Genomic DNA, 16,312 nt, shown 5'->3' on the forward strand with positions numbered 1-16,312 from the left:
CCGATCGCGATGGAAGAGCGCCTGCGCTTCGCCATCCGCGAAGGCGGCCGCACCGTCGGCGCCGGCATCGTCGCCTCGATCATCGAGTAAGCGACGGCGGGAAGCCCCGGGCCGCAGTTATGCGGCCCCGGCATGGCCGTAACGAGAGATTTAGTCGGTCGCACCGCTTGCCGACGACAGCAAAATAGTGCAAATGGCGCGCACGCGTGATTTGTGCCCTGCTTCGTCATGGTGCGATCGCCACAGGACAAGGCCGGCCACGGCCGCTCAAATAGGAAGGGGCAGGGGAAACCCTGTCCCTCCGATCTTTGATAATCAAGCGGACTGGCCGAACGTTAATCGAAGTTCAATGCGTGTTCCTCTATGGGAGCCGCGAGAAACATGAACAAGGACAAGTCGTATGAACGGCCAGAATATCCGCATCCGCCTCAAGGCGTTTGATCACCGGATCCTCGATGCCTCGACGCGCGAAATCGTGTCGACGGCCAAGCGCACCGGTGCCGGCGTACGCGGCCCGGTGCCGCTTCCGACGCGTATTGAGAAATTCACGGTCAACCGGTCGCCTCACATCGACAAGAAGAGCCGCGAACAGTTCGAGATGCGCACGCACAAGCGTCTTCTCGACATCGTCGACCCGACCCCTCAGACGGTCGACGCCCTGATGAAGCTCGATCTCGCCGCCGGCGTCGACGTAGAGATCAAGCTCTAATCGGGTCTGAAAGTCCGGCGTAAGCCGTATAACAAGGAAGGTACGTGGCGGAAACGCCAACGGCTTCTAGGAACGGGAAACCCGAAGGCCGGACGGCCTCCGTGGAATCCTTAAACAAGAGGCATGTCGGGGCCTTGCCCCAACAGGACTTCTAAGAGGAATGAACCATGCGTTCAGGTGTGATTGCACAGAAGGTGGGAATGACTCGCGTCTATAACGACGCAGGAGAGCACGTTCCCGTAACAGTATTGCGATTGGACGGCTGCCAGGTTGTTGCCCATCGCACGGAAGAAAAGAACGGCTACACCGCAGTCCAGCTCGGTGCCGGCCGCTCCAAGGTAAAGAACACGTCGAAGGCGCTGCGCGGCCATTTTGCTGCGGCCAGCGTCGAGCCGAAGGCCAAGCTCGTCGAGTTTCGCGTTACCGCCGACAACCTCATCGAAATCGGCGCAGAGCTGTCCGCCAGCCATTTCGTCGCCGGCCAGCTGGTCGACGTTACCGGCACCACGATCGGTAAGGGTTTCGCCGGCGCGATGAAGCGCCACAACTTCGGCGGTCTGCGTGCCACGCACGGCGTGTCCGTCTCGCACCGCTCGCATGGTTCGACCGGCTCCAACCAGGATCCGGGTCGCGTCTGGAAGGGCAAGCGCATGGCTGGTCACATGGGCCAGACCCGCGTCACCACCCAGAACCTCGAGGTCGTCTCGACCGACGAGGACCGTGGTCTGATCCTCGTCAAGGGCGCCGTCCCGGGTTCCAAGGGTTCCTGGATCGTCGTTCGCGACGCCATCAAGTCCGGCACGCCGGCTGACGCTCCGCGTCCGGCCGCTGTTCGCGCCGCAGCCAAGTAAGGGAGCCTGGTTATGGATCTCAAAGTCACGACCCTCGAAGGGAAGGACGCCGGCAAGGTTTCCCTCTCCGACGCGATCTTCGGTCTGGAGCCGCGCGAGGACATCATCGCCCGCGTCGTCCGCTGGCAGCTCGCCAAGAAGCAGCAGGGCACCCACAAGGCCAAGGGCCGCGCGGAAGTCTCCCGCACCGGCGCCAAGATGTACAAGCAGAAGGGTACGGGCCGCGCTCGTCACCATTCGGCACGTGCACCGCAGTTCCGCGGCGGTGGCAAGGCGCACGGCCCGGTCGTCCGCAGCCACGAGCACGACCTTCCGAAGAAGGTCCGGGCGCTCGGCCTGCGTCACGCCCTGTCGGCCAAGCTGAAGGCCGAGGAAATCATCATCATCGATGACCTCGTCGCCAACGAAGCCAAGACCAAGGCGCTGGCCGGCAGCTTCGCCAGCCTCGGCCTGACCAACGCCCTCTTCATCGGCGGCGCCGAGCTCGACAACAACTTCAAGCTCGCAGCCCGGAACATCCCGAACGTGGACGTTCTGCCGATCCAGGGCATCAACGTGTACGACATCCTGCGCCGCGGCAAGCTCGTGCTGTCCAAGGCTGCGGTAGAAGCCCTTGAGGAGCGGTTCAAATGACGGATCTTCGCCACTATGATGTGATCGTCTCGCCGGCGATCACCGAAAAGTCGACGCTGGTATCCGAGCATAACCAGGTCGTATTCAACGTCGCCAAGCGCGCTTCGAAGCCTGAGATCAAGGCTGCTGTCGAAGCCCTCTTCGGCGTCAAGGTCACGGCTGTGAACACGCTCGTCCGCAAGGGCAAGGTAAAGCGTTTCCGCGGCTTCTCCGGCCGGCAGGGAGATGTCAAGAAGGCTATCGTCACGCTTGCTGACGGTCAGTCCATCGACGTCTCCACCGGGCTCTAATCGAGCAGTCGGCTACAGAGGACATAAAAAAATGGCATTGAAACATTTCAATCCGACCACTCCGAGCCAGCGTCAGCTCGTCATCGTCGACCGTTCGGGCCTGTACAAGGGCAAGCCGGTCAAGGCTCTGACAGAAGGTCTCTCCAAGAGCGGTGGCCGCAACAACATGGGCCGCATCACTGCCCGCTTTATCGGCGGCGGTCACAAGCGCACCTACCGTCTGGTTGACTTCAAGCGTCGCAAGTTCGACGTCGAAGGCACGGTCGAGCGTCTGGAGTACGACCCGAACCGCACCGCGTTCATCGCGCTCATCAACTATGCCGACGGCGACCAGGCCTACATCCTTGCTCCGCAGCGTCTTGCTGCCGGCGACAAGGTCATCGCTTCCGACAAGGCCGTTGACGTCAAGCCGGGCAACGCAATGCCGCTGCAGAACATCCCGGTCGGCTCGATCGTTCACAACGTCGAGATGAAGCCGGGCAAGGGCGGTCAGATCGCCCGTTCGGCTGGCACGTTCGTCCAGCTCGTCGGCCGTGACCAGGGCATGGCCATCCTTCGCCTGAACTCTGGTGAACAGCGCCTCGTACCGGGCTCCTGCCTTGCCACGATCGGTGCCGTTTCCAACCCGGATCACGGCAACATCAACGACGGCAAGGCTGGTCGTACTCGCTGGCGCGGCAAGACCCCGCATAACCGTGGTGTCGTCATGAACCCGGTCGACCACCCGCACGGTGGTGGTGAAGGCCGTACGTCCGGTGGTCGTCACCCGGTTTCCCCGTGGGGCAAGCCGACCAAGGGCAAGCGCACCCGTTCGAACAAGTCGACCGACAAGTTCATCATGCGCTCGCGCCACCTGAAGAAGAAGTAAGAGAGGTTAGTCAGAAATGGCTCGTTCAGTATGGAAAGGCCCGTTCGTTGACGGCTATCTTCTCAAGAAGGCTGAGAAGGTGCGTGAAGGCGGCCGCAACGAAGTGATCAAGATCTGGAGCCGTCGCTCCACGATCCTGCCGCAGTTCGTCGGTCTCACCTTTGGTGTCTACAACGGCAGCAAGCATGTCCCGGTCAGCGTCAACGAAGACATGGTCGGTCACAAGTTCGGTGAATTCTCTCCGACCCGGACCTATTACGGTCACGGTGCGGACAAGAAGGCAAAGAGGAAGTAACGATGGGCAAGGCAAAAGCCGAACGTCGGCTGAAGGATAACGAGGCGCAGGCCATTGCGCGCACGATCCGCGTCAGCCCCCAGAAGCTCAACCTGGTTGCCGCGATGATCCGCGGCAAGAAGGTCGACCGCGCTCTGGCCGAACTTGAATTCTCCCGCAAGCGCATCGCCGGCACCGTCAGGAAGACCCTGGAATCGGCTATCGCGAACGCTGAGAACAACCACGATCTCGACGTCGACTCGCTCGTCGTCGCTGAGGCTTTCGTTGGAAAGTCGATCGTCATGAAGCGTTTCCACGCCCGCGGTCGTGGCCGTGCATCGCGTGTCGAGAAGGCTTTCTCGCACCTGACGATCGTCGTCCGTGAAGTCGAAGCCACTGGGGAGGCCGCATAATGGGTCAGAAAATCAATCCGATCGGCTTCCGCCTCGGCATCAACCGTACCTGGGATAGCCGCTGGTTCGCCGACAACGCCGAATACGGCCAGCTGCTTCACGAAGACCTGAAGATCCGCAAGTATCTGATGGATGAACTGAAGCAGGCCGGTATCTCCAAGGTCGTCATCGAGCGCCCGCACAAGAAGTGCCGCGTCACGATCCACTCGGCTCGCCCGGGTCTGATTATCGGCAAGAAGGGTGCGGACATCGAGAAGCTCCGCAAGAAGCTTTCCGAGATGACCAACTCGGAGACGCACCTCAACATCGTCGAAGTGCGCAAGCCGGAGACCGACGCGACGCTGGTCGCCCAGTCGATCGCCCAGCAGCTCGAGCGCCGCGTGGCCTTCCGCCGCGCGATGAAGCGGGCGGTACAGTCGGCCATGCGTCTTGGCGCCGAAGGCATCAAGATCACCTGCGCAGGCCGTCTGGGTGGCGCGGAAATCGCCCGTACCGAATGGTACCGCGAAGGCCGCGTTCCGCTGCACACGCTGCGTGCTGACATCGACTACGGTACGGCAGAGGCAGAAACCGCCTACGGTATCTGCGGCATCAAGGTCTGGGTCTTCAAGGGCGAAATCCTTGAGCACGACCCGATGGCCTCCGAGCGCCGCGCGACCGAAGGCGACGCCCAGGGCGAACGCCAGGGTGAACGCCGCCGCCGCGAAAACGCTTAATTCGCTTTAGGCGAGCAGATCGGAGAATAGAAAATGTTGCAGCCAAAGCGTACTAAGTACCGCAAGCAGTTCAAGGGCCGCATCAAGGGCGTCGCCAAGGGCGGCTCGGAACTCGCCTTCGGCGAGTTCGGCCTCAAGGCTCAGGAGCCGAACCGCGTCAACGCCCGCGAGATCGAGGCGGCCCGCCGCGCGATCACCCGCTACATGAAACGTGCCGGCCGCGTGTGGATTCGCGTGTTCCCGGACGTCCCGGTAACCGCCAAGCCGACCGAAGTCCGTATGGGTAAGGGTAAGGGCTCGGTCGAATACTGGGCATGCAAGGTCAAGCCCGGCCGTATGATGTTTGAGATCGACGGCGTCAGCGAAGAGATCGCCCGCGAGGCTCTTCGCCTGGGTTCCGCCAAGCTCTCGGTCAAGACGCGCTTCGTTCAGCGCATTGCAGAGTAGGATTGAGCCATGAAAGCCGCAGATGTTCGCGCCCTCAGCGCCGACCAGCTCAAGGACAAGCTCGCCGACCTCAAGAAGGAGCAGTTCAATCTGCGCTTTCAGAAGGCGACCGGCCAGCTCGAGAAGTCCTCGCGTATCAACGAAGTCCGCAAGGACATCGCCCGCGTGAAAACCATTGCCCGCCAGAAGGCGGCAGAAGCCAAGGCCTAAGGACCAAGAAATATGCCGAAACGCATTCTGCAGGGCACGGTAGTCAGCGACAAGAACGACAAGACGGTCGTCGTTCGCGTCGAACGCCGCTTTGCACACCCGCTTCTTCAGAAGACCGTGCGTCGCTCGAAGAAGTACAAGGCGCACGACGAGAACAACCAGTTCAAGGTTGGCGACGTCGTTTCCATCCAGGAATGCGCGCCGATCTCCAAGGACAAGCGCTGGACGGTGGTTTCCGCCCAGGCTTGATTCAGCTCTTTTCGCGCAAGGGGTTGCCCTTTGCGCGAAAACCTGTATGAAGCAGCGCAAGGACGCTCGGAATCGCGAGCGTCTTTTGCTTTCAGCGCAGGGAAGGTCCCGGGTTTCGCCAGGCGGAACTGACGAGGAAACCACCTTGGCAAGACCCATCCCGCGCGAAAACATGGATTCTCATAAGCTGGAACAGGGGGCACCTGTGCCCAACCGGTCCGGTTACAACAAGAAGGCGACCTGACATGATTCAGATGCAGACTAACCTCGACGTGGCGGATAATTCCGGCGCACGTCGTGTCATGTGCATCAAGGTGCTGGGCGGCTCCAAGCGCAAGTACGCTTCGGTCGGCGACATCATCGTCGTCTCGATCAAGGAAGCGATTCCGCGTGGCCGCGTAAAGAAGGGCGACGTTATGAAGGCAGTCGTCGTTCGCACCGCCAAGGACATCCGCCGCGCCGACGGCAGCGTCATCCGTTTTGACAACAACGCCGCCGTCCTGATCGACAACAAGAAAGAGCCGATCGGCACCCGTATCTTCGGACCGGTTCCGCGCGAACTTCGCGCCAAGAACCACATGAAGATCATTTCGCTGGCTCCGGAAGTACTCTAAGGGGGCGATGGCTATGCAGAAGATTCGCAAGGGCGACAAGGTCGTCGTATTGACCGGTAAGGACAAGGGCCGTACCGGCGAAGTCATCCAAGTGATGCCGAAGGAAGACCGCGCGGTCGTGCGCGGCGTCAACATGGTTAAGCGCCACCAGCGCCAGACCCAGGCGCAGGAAGCCGGCATCATCACCAAGGAAGCCCCGATCCACCTGTCCAACATCGCGATCGCCGATCCCAAGGACGGCAAGCCGACCCGCGTCGGTTTCAAGATCGAAGGCGACAAGAAGGTTCGCGTGGCAAAGCGTTCGGGAGTTTCGATCGATGGCTGACGCTAAGTACGAGCCGCGGCTCAAGAAGGAATATGTGGGCCGCATCCGCAAGGCGCTGCAGGAGCAGTTCTCCTACGCCAACGAGATGCAGATCCCGCGTCTGGAAAAGATCGTCATCAACATGGGCGTTGGTGAATCGACGGGCGACTCGAAGAAGCCTTCGGTCGCAGCTGCCGATCTCGCCGCGATTGCCGGCCAGAAGCCGGTCATCACCCGCGCCCGCAACTCCATCGCCGGCTTCAAGCTGCGCGAAGGCATGCCGATCGGCGCCAAGGTCACCCTTCGCGGCGTTCGCATGTACGAATTTCTGGATCGCCTCGTGAACATCGCGCTGCCCCGCGTACGCGACTTCCGTGGTCTGAACCCGAAGTCCTTCGACGGCCGTGGCAACTTCGCCATGGGCATCAAGGAGCACATCGTGTTCCCTGAGATCAACTACGACAAGGTTGATCAGATGTGGGGCATGGACATCATCGTTTGCACGACGGCCACTAACGACGACGAAGCCCGGGCTCTCCTGAAAGAGTTCAGCTTCCCGTTCCGTCAGTAATCCGTAACGACAGGCGTAAAGAAGGATAACTGTTATGGCGAAAACGAGCGCAGTTGAAAAGAACAAGCGCCGCCGCAAACTGGTTGCCAACCAAGCCGCCAAGCGCGCGGCCCTGAAGGCAATCATCCAGAACCAGGCTCTTCCGATCGAAGAGCGGTTCAAGGCCACCCTGAAGCTTGCCGCCCTGCCGCGCAACGGATCCAAGACCCGCATCCGCAACCGCTGCGAAGTCACGGGCCGCCCGCGCGCATTCTATCGCAAACTCAAGATGTCGCGTATTGCGCTGCGCGAACTCGGCAATCTCGGCAAAGTGCCGGGCATCGTCAAGTCGAGCTGGTAAGGAGACGGGCACATGGCAATGACTGATCCGCTGGGCGATATGCTCACCCGTATCCGCAACGGCGCCGCACGCCGCAAGTCGAGCGTTTCCACGCCGGCTTCGAAGCTGCGCGCCCGCGTTCTCGATGTCCTGCAGGCCGAAGGCTACATCCGTGGCTATTCGGAGGTTGAATTCGGCAACGGCAAGTCCGAGCTGAGCATCGAGCTGAAGTACTATGAAGGCACGTCGGTGATCCGCAAGATCGACCGCGTCTCCAAGCCGGGCCGCCGGGTTTATGTCTCGGTCAAGTCCATTCCGCAGGTCGCGAACGGCCTCGGCATCACCATCCTTTCGACCCCGAAGGGCGTGATGGCCGATCACCAGGCACGCGAACAGAACGTTGGTGGCGAGGTTCTCTGCTCTGTCTTCTAAGGCAGGCAGGGAAACTCCATAGCGAACAGACAGGATAGAAAATGTCTCGTATCGGTAAAAGGCCCGTTCAGGTTCCCGCTGGTGTCACCGCGACCATCGATGGTCAGAAGGTCACTGCGAAGGGCCCGAAGGGCGAACTGTTCTTCGTCGCAAACGACGAAGTCTCGGTGAAGCTCGAAGACAACGCCGTTGTCGTTCAGCCGGTCAACCAGTCCAAGGACGCTCGGTCGAAGTGGGGCATGTCCCGCACGATGATCGAAGGCATCTTCAAGGGCGTGAAGGACGGCTTCGAACGCAAGCTCGAGATCAGCGGCGTTGGTTACCGCGCCTCCATGCAGGGCAAGAACCTGCAGCTGCAGCTCGGGTTCAGCCACGACGTGGTCTATGAGGCGCCGGAAGGCATCACGATTGCTGTTCCGAAGCCGACTGAGATCGTCGTCACCGGCATCAACAAGCAGCAGGTCGGCCAGGTCGCCGCGGAGATCCGCGAGTACCGCAGCCCCGAGCCCTACAAGGGCAAGGGTGTGAAGTATGCCGAAGAGCGGATTGTCCGCAAAGAAGGCAAGAAGAAGTAAGGAACGCGCGAAATGGCTAGCAGGAAAGAACAACTTGCACGTCGTGCCAACCGCGTGCGCCGTCAAATCAAGGCGGTCGCCAATGGCCGTCCGCGCCTGTCGGTTCATCGCTCGTCGAAGAACATCTACGTACAGGTCATTGACGACGTGGCCGGCAAGACGCTTGCGTCCGCCTCCACGCTCGACACCGATCTGCGCTCGTCCTTGAAGACGGGCGCTGACACGGCAGCCGCGGCTGCCGTCGGCAAGCTCATCGCTGAGCGTGCCGTCAAGGCAGGCGTCAAGGAAGTGGTCTTCGACCGCGGCGCCTTCATCTATCACGGTCGCATCAAGGCGCTTGCCGAGGCTGCCCGTGAAGGTGGTCTGAGCTTCTGATCGTTGTTGGCGGGCCCCGTGCCCGCCATTCGACGTTCAGTGGGTAGTGGTCGCCTGCCCGAAAAGGCAAGGCGACCGTTTGACAATCTGCCGATTGCACCCGGAAAAGAAAAAGGAAAAGGACAATGGCACAGGAAAGAAGGGGCCGCGAGGATCGCCAGGCCCGTGAAGAGCGCGACAGCGAATTTGTCGACAAGCTCGTAGCAATCAACCGCGTCGCCAAGGTGGTGAAGGGCGGCCGTCGTTTCGGCTTCGCAGCCCTCGTCGTCGTTGGTGACCAGAAGGGCCGCGTCGGCTTCGGCCACGGCAAGGCCCGTGAAGTTCCGGAAGCGATCCGCAAGGCCACCGAATCCGCCAAGCGCGACCTCATCTTCGTTCCGCTGCGCTCCGGCCGCACGCTGCACCACGACGTGCACGGCCGCCACGGCGCCGGCAAGGTGCTGCTGCGTTCGGCCAAGGCCGGTACCGGTATCATCGCCGGTGGTCCGATGCGTGCCGTTTTCGAAACGCTCGGCATGCAGGACGTCGTCGCCAAGTCGACCGGTTCGTCGAACCCCTACAACATGATCCGTGCGACCTTCGACGCGCTGAAGAGCCAGATGCACCCGAAGGACATCGCGGCACAGCGCGGCATCAAGTACGCAACGCTGCAGGCCCGCCGCGCTTCCGCCGGCGTCGCTTCCGAAGAATAAGGGAGCTTGAACAATGGCTAAGAAAGAAGCTGCAACCAAGACGGTCACCGTCGAGCAGATCGGCTCGCCGATCCGCCGTCCGGCCATTCAGCGCCAGACGCTGATCGGCCTCGGTCTCAACAAGATGCACCGGGTTCGCACGCTGGAAGACACGCCTTCCGTGCGTGGCATGATCCGTGCCGTCCAGCACCTCGTTCGCGTCGTCGACGAGAAGTGAGGGAGATAAGCTCATGAAACTGAACGAAATCAAGGACAACGAAGGCGCCACCAAGAACCGCAAGCGCGTCGGTCGCGGTATCGGTTCGGGCTCCGGCAAGACCGGTGGCCGCGGCGTCAAGGGTCAGAAGTCCCGCTCGGGCGTCTCGATCAACGGCTTCGAAGGCGGTCAGATGCCGATCTACCGCCGTCTGCCGAAGCGCGGCTTCAACAACATCTTCGCTTCCGAATTTGTTGTCGTTTCGCTCGACCGGCTGCAGAAGGCGGTCGACGCCGGCAAGCTGGATCCGAAGGCAACGGTCGATGCGGCGGCGCTTCAGGCGGCCGGCGTCATCCGTCGCCCGAAGGACGGCGTTCGCATCCTCGCCGACGGCGAACTGACGGCGAAGCTTTCGATCGAAGTCGCCGGTGCCTCGAAGGCTGCCGTCGAGAAGATCGAGAAGGCTGGCGGCAACGTAAAGCTGCTTTCGGCTGCTGCCGAGTAATCTTTCGAACTTTTGAACGCCCGGGGTGCTTCACGCCGGGCGTTCGCGCTCCCATATGTGAGCCTCACACTGGCAGGCGAAGCACGCTTCGTTTGTTTCTCGGGAGATTTGACCGCGGTGAGGCCTGGATTGCTTGACAATCCACGTTCCGCCCGGTTTACCCTCCGTTCCGCCTGCTTTGCCCTTGGCCTTGCCGGCGACAGAAATTCGAGCGTGCCACCAGGAGCCGGACGAGCGAGCCGGGGAGGGGCGCGCCGCAACGGTTCAGCCGTCGTCCGGGTCCGGCAACCAGTCCGCCCCGGCATGGTGACGCGGAGAAATGCATGGCTTCGGCAGCGGAACAACTCGCCTCCAACCTAAACTTTTCGACCTTTGCCAAGGCCGAGGACCTGAAGAAGCGTCTGTGGTTCACCCTCGGTGCGCTGCTGGTCTACCGGCTCGGGACCTACATCCCGCTTCCGGGCTTGAACGCAGATGCCTTCGCCCGCGCCTTCCAGGGGCAGAGCGGCGGTATCCTCGGCCTGTTCAACATGTTCTCCGGCGGTGCAGTCGAGCGAATGGCGATCTTCGCGCTCGGCATCATGCCCTACATTTCCGCTTCGATCATCGTGCAGCTGATGACGTCGGTCGTTCCGGCGCTCGAGCAGTTGAAGAAGGAAGGCGAGCAGGGCCGCAAGATCATCAACCAGTACACCCGCTACGGCACGGTGGTGCTCGGCGCATTGCAGGCCTACGGCATTGCGGTGGGTCTCGAAGGCGGCGAGGGGCTGGTGGTGGATCCGGGTTGGTTCTTCCGCATTTCGACAGTAATCTCGCTGCTCGGCGGCACGATGTTCCTGATGTGGCTCGGTGAGCAGATCACCTCGCGCGGCATCGGCAACGGCATCTCGCTGATCATTTTCGCGGGCATCGTCGCGCATCTGCCGACAGCCCTGGCCGGGACCCTCGAGCTCGGCCGCACCGGGGCGCTATCGTTCGGCGTCATCGCCGCCGTCGTCGTCATGGCCGTCGCAGTCATCGCATTGATCGTGTTCGTCGAGCGCGCGCAGCGCCGCCTGCTGATCCAGTATCCGAAACGTCAGGTCGGCAACCGGATGTTCCAGGGCGACACGTCGCACCTGCCGCTGAAGCTCAACACCTCGGGCGTGATTCCGGCGATCTTCGCCTCGTCGCTGCTGCTCCTGCCGGCCACCCTTGCCGGGTTCAGCAACACGGCGGATCTGCCATCCTGGGCGACGATGATCATCGCCTCCCTGGGCCACGGCAAGCCGCTCTACATGGCGCTCTATGCGGCGATGATCGCGTTCTTTGCCTTCTTCTACACGGCGATCGTGTTCAATCCGAAGGATACGGCCGACAATTTGAAGAAGCACGGCGGCTTCATCCCGGGCATCCGTCCGGGCGAGCGGACCGCAGAGTATATTGACTATGTGCTGACCCGCATCACGGTGCTCGGTGCGATCTATCTGGTGTTTGTCTGTATCCTGCCGGAGATCCTGATCGCGCAGACCGGGGTGCCGTTCTACCTTGGTGGTACGTCGCTTTTGATTGTTGTCAGCGTCACGCTTGATACTGTAGCACAGATTCAGGGTCACCTGATCGCACAGCAGTACGAGGGGCTGATCAAGAAATCGAAGCTGCGGGGAGGCAAGAGGGGAAGATGAGGCTTATATTTTTGGGGCCGCCGGGTGCCGGCAAGGGCACGCAGGCGAAACTCCTGACAGAGCGGTATGGAATTCCCCAGCTTTCCACCGGCGATATGCTGCGGGCCGCCGTCGCGGCCGAGACGGATGTCGGCAAGCGTGCCAAGGCGGTCATGGATGCCGGCCAGCTCGTCTCCGACGCCATCGTCAACGAGATCGTTTCCGACCGGATCGATTCGCCCGATTGCGCGAGGGGCTTTATCCTGGACGGCTACCCGCGCACCGTGCCGCAGGCCCAGGCGCTCGACGAGATGCTCGCCGGCAAGGGGATCAGCCTCGACGCGGTCATCGAGCTCAAGGTCGATGAGAAGGCCTTATTGAAGCGGATGGAAAACCGCGTTGCTGAGACGATTGCCGCCGGCGGCGTTGTCCGCCCGGATGACAAGCCGGAAGTACTGGAACGTCGCCTGGTGGAATATCGGGAAAAGACGGCGCCGCTGTCGAGTTACTATGCGACGACCGGCAAGCTGAAGACCGTCGACGGCATGGCTGACGTCAACACGGTCACCGAAGAGATCGGCAGGATCCTGGCCTAGGCCGGGGTTCGCCAATTGGATCGGCGGGGTTGACTTTCCCGGCCGATTCCCCTTAAGACAGCGCCAACTCGCGACATATAGGCGATCGGCGCGGATACTCATGAAGAACGAGGTCCGGGTGCGGTCGTTTTTCACGTGTCCGAACTATCAAGTTGAACGGGCGGCCCGTCGGGTCGCATGACGAAGAAACCCACTTGCCGGATGGCAACTGGAAGCAAGGAGAACAGGCGTGGCTCGTATCGCTGGCGTCAATATCCCGACTGCAAAGCGCGTCGTTATCGCGCTGCGCTACATCCACGGGATCGGTCCGAAATTCGCACAGGAAATCATCGAGAAGGTCGGCATTCCGTCCGATCGCCGCGTTCATCAGCTGACTGACGCTGAAGTGCTGGCGATCCGCGAAGCCATCGACCGCGACTACCAGGTCGAGGGCGACCTGCGTCGTGAGACGTCGATGAACATCAAGCGCCTGATGGATCTGGGCTGCTACCGCGGTCTGCGCCATCGTCGCGGCCTTCCGGTCCGTGGCCAGCGCACGCACACCAACGCCCGCACCCGCAAGGGCCCGGCGAAGGCGATCGCAGGCAAGAAGAAGTAATTACCCGCTAGGCGGGCACTGGAGGCTGGCGCCTGCGCCGGCCTCTTTTGGGTTTCGAGCGGGGCCGTGGCCGCCATGGCGGTGTCCGGCAAACAGGTCGCCCCGGTCGGTGGAGCTGCTGGTGTTACGGCAGTGACGATATCGCCGCACAGTCTCATGGGCCGTGCAAACAACAATGCAGGGCAGGGGCGGAAATGCCTCGACCCGGTGGAGCCGCTGGAACTACGGCGGTGTAGAGATCAACGAAAGGACTATCCATGGCCAAGGAAGCCGCACGCGTCCGCCGTCGCGAACGCAAGAACATCACCTCCGGTGTTGCTCACGTCAATTCTTCGTTCAACAACACGATGATCACCATTACCGACGCGCAGGGCAACGCAATTGCCTGGTCGTCGGCCGGTGCCAAGGGCTTCAAGGGTTCGCGCAAGTCGACCCCGTTTGCAGCTCAGATCGCCGCTGAGGACTGCGCCAAGAAGGCCCAGGAGCACGGCATGAAGTCCCTCGAGGTCGAGGTCTGCGGTCCGGGTTCGGGCCGTGAGTCGGCACTGCGTGCGCTGCAGGCTGCCGGTTTCATGATCACCTCGATCCGCGACGTCACGCCGATCCCGCACAACGGCTGCCGTCCGCGCAAGAAGCGCCGCGTCTGATCATCCGCAATCATCAAGCCGGTGAGCGCGGCCATCGCGCTCCTCCCGGTTCTTCAAGGCTCGGCCGCCACGATTGGATGGTGGTGGCGAACGGAAGGCAACAGATATGATCCAGAAAAACTGGCAGGAACTGATCAAGCCGAACAAGGTGGACTTCACGTCGTCGGACCGCACCAGGGCCACGCTCGTCGCGGAGCCGCTGGAGCGCGGCTTCGGTCTCACCCTCGGCAACGCGCTTCGCCGCGTCCTCCTGTCGTCGCTGCGCGGCGCGGCCGTGACCGCCGTTCAGATCGACGGCGTGCTGCACGAATTCTCGTCGATCCCGGGCGTCCGGGAAGACGTGACCGATATCGTGCTCAACATCAAGGAAATCGCCATTAAGATGGATGGCGACGATTCCAAGCGCATGGTCGTGCGCAAGCAGGGCCCGGGCGTCGTCACCGCCGGTGACATCCAGACGGTCGGCGACATCGAGATCCTCAACCCCAACCATGTGATCTGCACCCTCGATGAGGGCGCCGAGATCCGCATGGAGTTCACCGTCAACAACGGCAAGGGCTACGTTCCGGCCGACCGCAACCGCGCCGAAGACGCGCCGATCGGTCTCATCCCGGTCGACAGCCTCTACTCGCCGGTCAAGAAGGTGTCCTACAAGGTTGAGAACACCCGTGAAGGCCAGGTCCTCGATTACGACAAGCTGACGATGTCGATCGAGACCGACGGCTCCGTCACCGGTGAGGACGCAATCGCGTTTGCCGCCCGCATTCTGCAGGACCAGCTGTCGGTCTTCGTCAACTTCGAAGAGCCGCACAAGGAAGCCGAGGAAGAGGCCGTAACCGAGCTCGCCTTCAACCCGGCGCTGCTCAAGAAGGTCGACGAACTCGAGCTTTCGGTGCGTTCGGCGAACTGCCTGAAGAACGACAACATCGTCTACATCGGCGACCTGATCCAGAAGACGGAAGCCGAGATGCTGCGCACGCCGAACTTTGGCCGCAAGTCGCTGAACGAGATCAAGGAAGTTCTCGCTTCCATGGGCCTGCACCTCGGCATGGAAGTGCCGGCCTGGCCGCCCGAGAACATCGAAGACCTCGCCAAGCGCTACGAAGACCAGTACTAAACAACAAAAAAGGCAGGGTCTTTGCGCTGCCTTTCCCCGTCAAACAGCAGGCGTAATGCCTGTATGTGCCAGGAAACGGCAGGACCGATGCGATATCGGCAAGACCTGCATTGAAGGAGAATAGCAATGCGCCACCAGAACGCCGGCCGCAAGCTGAACCGTACCGCCAGCCACCGCAAGGCGATGTTCGCCAACATGGCTGCCTCGCTCATCACCCATGAGCAGATCGTCACCACCCTTCCGAAGGCGAAGGAAATCCGTCCGATCGTCGAGAAGCTCGTGACCCTCGGCAAGCGCGGTGACCTGCACGCTCGTCGTCAGGCGATCTCGCAGATCCGCGACGTCGCCGTCGTCTCGAAGCTGTTCGACGCGATCGCTTCGCGCTACGCCACCCGCAACGGCGGCTACCTTCGCATCATGAAGGCCGGCTTCCGCCAGGGCGACAACGCGCCGCTCGCCGTCATTGAGTTCGTCGACCGCGACGTCTCCGCCAAGGGCGCGGCCGACAAGGCACGCGTCGAGGCCGAGGCCGCTGCTGCCGAAGCTGCTTGATTTCAGGCAACGGAATGAAGGAAGGGCCGGGTGCGAAAGCGCCCGGCCTTTTCGCGTTGGGTCCACTACCCGGTGCGGAGTGGCCGGCGGCATTCGTGGCGTCACCGTCGGAGTTTGCCGGGCACCCGATCCTCTTCCTGTAAGGCGGGGAGAGGGGGGCCAGTCGGCCTGACCCTGCTGCCATTCACCGTCAGATGACGCCGGCAGCGGTTGAGGGTAGATTAGATAAGGACGACGAGTATGCCCGAACTGGGCGCCGTTTTTACCGGGCTCGCTCGAAGCTAGGCCGGCCGATCTGGGCCCGGCGCCACTGATTAAAGCGTGGCCTGAGCGGCCGCCAGAGCAACAGCACCATCACCATGCCGATGTAGATCAGTTGCTGCGGCCCGACGACTTTCACCGACATGGCGAAATGCACCGCCCCGGCGGCTGCGATGACGTAAGCGAGCTTGTGCAGACGATTCCAGCGCGAGCCGAGTCTTCGGATCGACCAGTTGTTGGATGTCAGTGCCAGCGGGATCAGCATGATGAATCCCGCCATGCCGATGGTGATGAAGGGACGCCTGGCGATGTCGGCGACGATCGTCGGAAAGTCAAGATACTTGTCCAGGATCATGTAGGTCGCAAAGTGCATGACGACGTACCAGAAGGCGAGCAGCCCGAGCGCGCGGCGATAGCGCAGCCAGTTGATGCCGAACAGGTCGCGCAGCGGCGTGATGGACAGCGTGGCGACCAGATAGCGCAGCGCCCAAAGGCCGAGCAGGTGCTCGAACTCCTTGATCGCGTCTCCCGGCAATTGCCCGGTCGCTCCCAGATAGAAGCCGAAGACGGCCGGGATGAAGCCGACCGCATAGAGCGCCCAGACGGAGGCGCCGTGGTATTTGCGGGGCAGGGCGGGGATGGCGGGGATCACGGT

Annotated in this window: 29 protein-coding genes; 28 read left to right on the forward strand and 1 reads right to left on the reverse strand. The window is 61.9% G+C overall.

All coding sequences use genetic code 11. The features are described 5' to 3' along the window. From C7449_RS03290 to rplQ, 28 genes are all read left to right on the forward strand, one after another. Positions 1-90, forward strand: a 90-nt coding sequence (locus tag C7449_RS03290) for an EF-Tu C-terminal domain-related protein (RefSeq protein ID WP_146165039.1), incomplete at its 5' end; no start/stop codon positions are given. A 310-nt stretch (positions 91-400) separates the two neighbouring features. Beyond that, entirely contained in the window at positions 401-709 is a 309-nt protein-coding gene (gene rpsJ, locus C7449_RS03295; RefSeq protein WP_108001314.1) for a 30S ribosomal protein S10, read from the forward strand. 167 nt (positions 710-876) lie between these two features. Continuing rightward, the gene (rplC, locus tag C7449_RS03300) at positions 877-1,560 is read left to right on the forward strand and encodes a 50S ribosomal protein L3 (protein ID WP_108001315.1); all 684 of its coding nucleotides are present in this window, start codon (positions 877-879) and stop codon (positions 1,558-1,560) included. A gap of 12 nt (positions 1,561-1,572) precedes the next feature. Continuing rightward, positions 1,573-2,193 carry a 50S ribosomal protein L4 gene (gene rplD, locus C7449_RS03305; RefSeq protein ID WP_108001316.1) on the forward strand — a complete coding sequence of 207 codons (621 nt, stop codon included), beginning with the start codon at positions 1,573-1,575 and terminating at the stop codon, positions 2,191-2,193. After that, complete coding sequence (locus C7449_RS03310; protein ID WP_108001317.1) at positions 2,190-2,483, forward strand: 50S ribosomal protein L23; 294 nt, start codon at positions 2,190-2,192, stop codon at positions 2,481-2,483. Before rplD ends, C7449_RS03310 begins: the two co-directional genes overlap by 4 nt. 31 nt (positions 2,484-2,514) lie before the next feature. Next, positions 2,515-3,351 carry a 50S ribosomal protein L2 gene (rplB, locus tag C7449_RS03315; protein WP_108001318.1) on the forward strand — a complete coding sequence of 279 codons (837 nt, stop codon included), beginning with the start codon at positions 2,515-2,517 and terminating at the stop codon, positions 3,349-3,351. Positions 3,352-3,367: 16 nt separating this feature from the next. After that, the gene (gene rpsS, locus C7449_RS03320) at positions 3,368-3,646 is read left to right on the forward strand and encodes a 30S ribosomal protein S19 (protein ID WP_075627127.1); all 279 of its coding nucleotides are present in this window, start codon (positions 3,368-3,370) and stop codon (positions 3,644-3,646) included. A 2-nt stretch (positions 3,647-3,648) separates the two neighbouring features. Then, entirely contained in the window at positions 3,649-4,038 is a 390-nt protein-coding gene (gene rplV / locus C7449_RS03325; protein WP_108001319.1) for a 50S ribosomal protein L22, read from the forward strand. Further along, positions 4,038-4,754, forward strand: coding sequence for a 30S ribosomal protein S3 (rpsC, locus tag C7449_RS03330; RefSeq protein WP_108001320.1), 717 nt, complete (start codon positions 4,038-4,040; stop codon positions 4,752-4,754). Before rplV ends, rpsC begins: the two co-directional genes overlap by 1 nt. Positions 4,755-4,787: 33 nt before the next feature. Further along, positions 4,788-5,201, forward strand: coding sequence for a 50S ribosomal protein L16 (gene rplP, locus C7449_RS03335; RefSeq protein ID WP_108001321.1), 414 nt, complete (start codon positions 4,788-4,790; stop codon positions 5,199-5,201). A 9-nt stretch (positions 5,202-5,210) separates the two neighbouring features. Continuing rightward, positions 5,211-5,411 (forward strand): 50S ribosomal protein L29, encoded by a 201-nt coding sequence (rpmC, locus tag C7449_RS03340; protein WP_108001322.1) that lies wholly within the window; start codon positions 5,211-5,213, stop codon positions 5,409-5,411. A 12-nt stretch (positions 5,412-5,423) separates the two neighbouring features. Beyond that, the gene (gene rpsQ, locus C7449_RS03345; RefSeq protein WP_108001323.1) at positions 5,424-5,660 is read left to right on the forward strand and encodes a 30S ribosomal protein S17; all 237 of its coding nucleotides are present in this window, start codon (positions 5,424-5,426) and stop codon (positions 5,658-5,660) included. A gap of 245 nt (positions 5,661-5,905) precedes the next feature. Beyond that, a complete protein-coding gene (gene rplN / locus C7449_RS03350) occupies positions 5,906-6,274 on the forward strand; it encodes a 50S ribosomal protein L14 (protein WP_003495199.1) in 369 nt (122 codons plus the stop codon). 13 nt (positions 6,275-6,287) lie between these two features. Next, positions 6,288-6,599 (forward strand): 50S ribosomal protein L24, encoded by a 312-nt coding sequence (gene rplX / locus C7449_RS03355; protein WP_108001324.1) that lies wholly within the window; start codon positions 6,288-6,290, stop codon positions 6,597-6,599. Further along, a complete protein-coding gene (rplE, locus tag C7449_RS03360; RefSeq protein WP_108001325.1) occupies positions 6,592-7,149 on the forward strand; it encodes a 50S ribosomal protein L5 in 558 nt (185 codons plus the stop codon). The genes rplX and rplE overlap by 8 nt, the downstream gene beginning before the upstream one ends. A 34-nt stretch (positions 7,150-7,183) precedes the next feature. Further along, complete coding sequence (gene rpsN / locus C7449_RS03365) at positions 7,184-7,489, forward strand: 30S ribosomal protein S14 (protein WP_108001326.1); 306 nt, start codon at positions 7,184-7,186, stop codon at positions 7,487-7,489. 12 nt (positions 7,490-7,501) lie between these two features. Further along, on the forward strand, positions 7,502-7,900 hold the full coding sequence (gene rpsH / locus C7449_RS03370; RefSeq protein ID WP_108001327.1) for a 30S ribosomal protein S8: 399 nt from the start codon (positions 7,502-7,504) through the stop codon (positions 7,898-7,900). Between the two features lie 41 nt (positions 7,901-7,941). Further along, on the forward strand, positions 7,942-8,475 hold the full coding sequence (gene rplF, locus C7449_RS03375) for a 50S ribosomal protein L6 (RefSeq protein WP_108001328.1): 534 nt from the start codon (positions 7,942-7,944) through the stop codon (positions 8,473-8,475). Positions 8,476-8,487: 12 nt separating this feature from the next. Beyond that, a complete protein-coding gene (gene rplR, locus C7449_RS03380) occupies positions 8,488-8,850 on the forward strand; it encodes a 50S ribosomal protein L18 (RefSeq protein WP_108001329.1) in 363 nt (120 codons plus the stop codon). A 125-nt stretch (positions 8,851-8,975) separates the two neighbouring features. Further along, positions 8,976-9,542: a 30S ribosomal protein S5 gene (rpsE, locus tag C7449_RS03385; protein WP_108001330.1), complete on the forward strand. Its 567-nt coding sequence runs from the start codon at positions 8,976-8,978 to the stop codon at positions 9,540-9,542. Positions 9,543-9,555: 13 nt separating this feature from the next. After that, positions 9,556-9,759 (forward strand): 50S ribosomal protein L30, encoded by a 204-nt coding sequence (gene rpmD / locus C7449_RS03390; RefSeq protein WP_108001331.1) that lies wholly within the window; start codon positions 9,556-9,558, stop codon positions 9,757-9,759. 13 nt (positions 9,760-9,772) lie between these two features. Next, positions 9,773-10,243, forward strand: a complete 471-nt coding sequence (rplO, locus tag C7449_RS03395) for a 50S ribosomal protein L15 (RefSeq protein WP_108001332.1) — start codon at positions 9,773-9,775, stop codon at positions 10,241-10,243. A 323-nt stretch (positions 10,244-10,566) separates the two neighbouring features. Next, positions 10,567-11,907 (forward strand): preprotein translocase subunit SecY, encoded by a 1,341-nt coding sequence (secY, locus tag C7449_RS03400; protein WP_108001333.1) that lies wholly within the window; start codon positions 10,567-10,569, stop codon positions 11,905-11,907. Next, positions 11,904-12,482 carry an adenylate kinase gene (locus C7449_RS03405; RefSeq protein WP_108001334.1) on the forward strand — a complete coding sequence of 193 codons (579 nt, stop codon included), beginning with the start codon at positions 11,904-11,906 and terminating at the stop codon, positions 12,480-12,482. The genes secY and C7449_RS03405 overlap by 4 nt, the downstream gene beginning before the upstream one ends. A 229-nt stretch (positions 12,483-12,711) precedes the next feature. Further along, a complete protein-coding gene (rpsM, locus tag C7449_RS03410; RefSeq protein WP_108001335.1) occupies positions 12,712-13,080 on the forward strand; it encodes a 30S ribosomal protein S13 in 369 nt (122 codons plus the stop codon). A gap of 257 nt (positions 13,081-13,337) precedes the next feature. Continuing rightward, the gene (gene rpsK, locus C7449_RS03415) at positions 13,338-13,727 is read left to right on the forward strand and encodes a 30S ribosomal protein S11 (RefSeq protein WP_023513823.1); all 390 of its coding nucleotides are present in this window, start codon (positions 13,338-13,340) and stop codon (positions 13,725-13,727) included. Positions 13,728-13,833: 106 nt separating this feature from the next. Further along, entirely contained in the window at positions 13,834-14,844 is a 1,011-nt protein-coding gene (locus tag C7449_RS03420; protein ID WP_108001336.1) for a DNA-directed RNA polymerase subunit alpha, read from the forward strand. Between the two features lie 126 nt (positions 14,845-14,970). After that, the gene (gene rplQ / locus C7449_RS03425) at positions 14,971-15,396 is read left to right on the forward strand and encodes a 50S ribosomal protein L17 (protein WP_108001337.1); all 426 of its coding nucleotides are present in this window, start codon (positions 14,971-14,973) and stop codon (positions 15,394-15,396) included. A 262-nt stretch (positions 15,397-15,658) separates the two neighbouring features. Here the strand turns inward: rplQ and msrQ are convergent, their stop codons facing one another. Next, positions 15,659-16,306 (reverse strand): protein-methionine-sulfoxide reductase heme-binding subunit MsrQ, encoded by a 648-nt coding sequence (msrQ, locus tag C7449_RS03430; protein ID WP_108001436.1) that lies wholly within the window; start codon positions 16,304-16,306, stop codon positions 15,659-15,661. Positions 16,307-16,312 lie beyond the last annotated feature (6 nt).

The organism is Mycoplana dimorpha, from assembly GCF_003046475.1.
Taxonomy (GTDB): domain Bacteria; phylum Pseudomonadota; class Alphaproteobacteria; order Rhizobiales; family Rhizobiaceae; genus Mycoplana; species Mycoplana dimorpha.

Excerpts from the sequence above, each read along its gene's own strand:
- rpmC (WP_108001322.1), top strand. The coding sequence starts at position 5,211 with ATGAAAGCCGCAGATGTTCGCGCCCTCAGCGCCGACCAGCTCAAGGAC.
- rpsE (WP_108001330.1), top strand. The coding sequence starts at position 8,976 with ATGGCACAGGAAAGAAGGGGCCGCGAGGATCGCCAGGCCCGTGAAGAG.
- rpsJ (WP_108001314.1), top strand. The coding sequence starts at position 401 with ATGAACGGCCAGAATATCCGCATCCGCCTCAAGGCGTTTGATCACCGG.
- C7449_RS03420 (WP_108001336.1), top strand. The coding sequence starts at position 13,834 with ATGATCCAGAAAAACTGGCAGGAACTGATCAAGCCGAACAAGGTGGAC.
- rpsC (WP_108001320.1), top strand. The coding sequence starts at position 4,038 with ATGGGTCAGAAAATCAATCCGATCGGCTTCCGCCTCGGCATCAACCGT.
- C7449_RS03405 (WP_108001334.1), top strand. The coding sequence starts at position 11,904 with ATGAGGCTTATATTTTTGGGGCCGCCGGGTGCCGGCAAGGGCACGCAG.
- rplB (WP_108001318.1), top strand. The coding sequence starts at position 2,515 with ATGGCATTGAAACATTTCAATCCGACCACTCCGAGCCAGCGTCAGCTC.
- rplP (WP_108001321.1), top strand. The coding sequence starts at position 4,788 with ATGTTGCAGCCAAAGCGTACTAAGTACCGCAAGCAGTTCAAGGGCCGC.
- rplD (WP_108001316.1), top strand. The coding sequence starts at position 1,573 with ATGGATCTCAAAGTCACGACCCTCGAAGGGAAGGACGCCGGCAAGGTT.
- rplV (WP_108001319.1), top strand. The coding sequence starts at position 3,649 with ATGGGCAAGGCAAAAGCCGAACGTCGGCTGAAGGATAACGAGGCGCAG.
- rpsN (WP_108001326.1), top strand. The coding sequence starts at position 7,184 with ATGGCGAAAACGAGCGCAGTTGAAAAGAACAAGCGCCGCCGCAAACTG.
- rplQ (WP_108001337.1), top strand. The coding sequence starts at position 14,971 with ATGCGCCACCAGAACGCCGGCCGCAAGCTGAACCGTACCGCCAGCCAC.
- rplO (WP_108001332.1), top strand. The coding sequence starts at position 9,773 with ATGAAACTGAACGAAATCAAGGACAACGAAGGCGCCACCAAGAACCGC.
- rplC (WP_108001315.1), top strand. The coding sequence starts at position 877 with ATGCGTTCAGGTGTGATTGCACAGAAGGTGGGAATGACTCGCGTCTAT.
- rplR (WP_108001329.1), top strand. The coding sequence starts at position 8,488 with ATGGCTAGCAGGAAAGAACAACTTGCACGTCGTGCCAACCGCGTGCGC.
- rpsK (WP_023513823.1), top strand. The coding sequence starts at position 13,338 with ATGGCCAAGGAAGCCGCACGCGTCCGCCGTCGCGAACGCAAGAACATC.
- rpmD (WP_108001331.1), top strand. The coding sequence starts at position 9,556 with ATGGCTAAGAAAGAAGCTGCAACCAAGACGGTCACCGTCGAGCAGATC.
- C7449_RS03310 (WP_108001317.1), top strand. The coding sequence starts at position 2,190 with ATGACGGATCTTCGCCACTATGATGTGATCGTCTCGCCGGCGATCACC.
- rpsS (WP_075627127.1), top strand. The coding sequence starts at position 3,368 with ATGGCTCGTTCAGTATGGAAAGGCCCGTTCGTTGACGGCTATCTTCTC.
- rplF (WP_108001328.1), top strand. The coding sequence starts at position 7,942 with ATGTCTCGTATCGGTAAAAGGCCCGTTCAGGTTCCCGCTGGTGTCACC.
- rplN (WP_003495199.1), top strand. The coding sequence starts at position 5,906 with ATGATTCAGATGCAGACTAACCTCGACGTGGCGGATAATTCCGGCGCA.
- rplE (WP_108001325.1), top strand. The coding sequence starts at position 6,592 with ATGGCTGACGCTAAGTACGAGCCGCGGCTCAAGAAGGAATATGTGGGC.
- rpsQ (WP_108001323.1), top strand. The coding sequence starts at position 5,424 with ATGCCGAAACGCATTCTGCAGGGCACGGTAGTCAGCGACAAGAACGAC.
- rplX (WP_108001324.1), top strand. The coding sequence starts at position 6,288 with ATGCAGAAGATTCGCAAGGGCGACAAGGTCGTCGTATTGACCGGTAAG.
- rpsH (WP_108001327.1), top strand. The coding sequence starts at position 7,502 with ATGGCAATGACTGATCCGCTGGGCGATATGCTCACCCGTATCCGCAAC.
- secY (WP_108001333.1), top strand. The coding sequence starts at position 10,567 with ATGGCTTCGGCAGCGGAACAACTCGCCTCCAACCTAAACTTTTCGACC.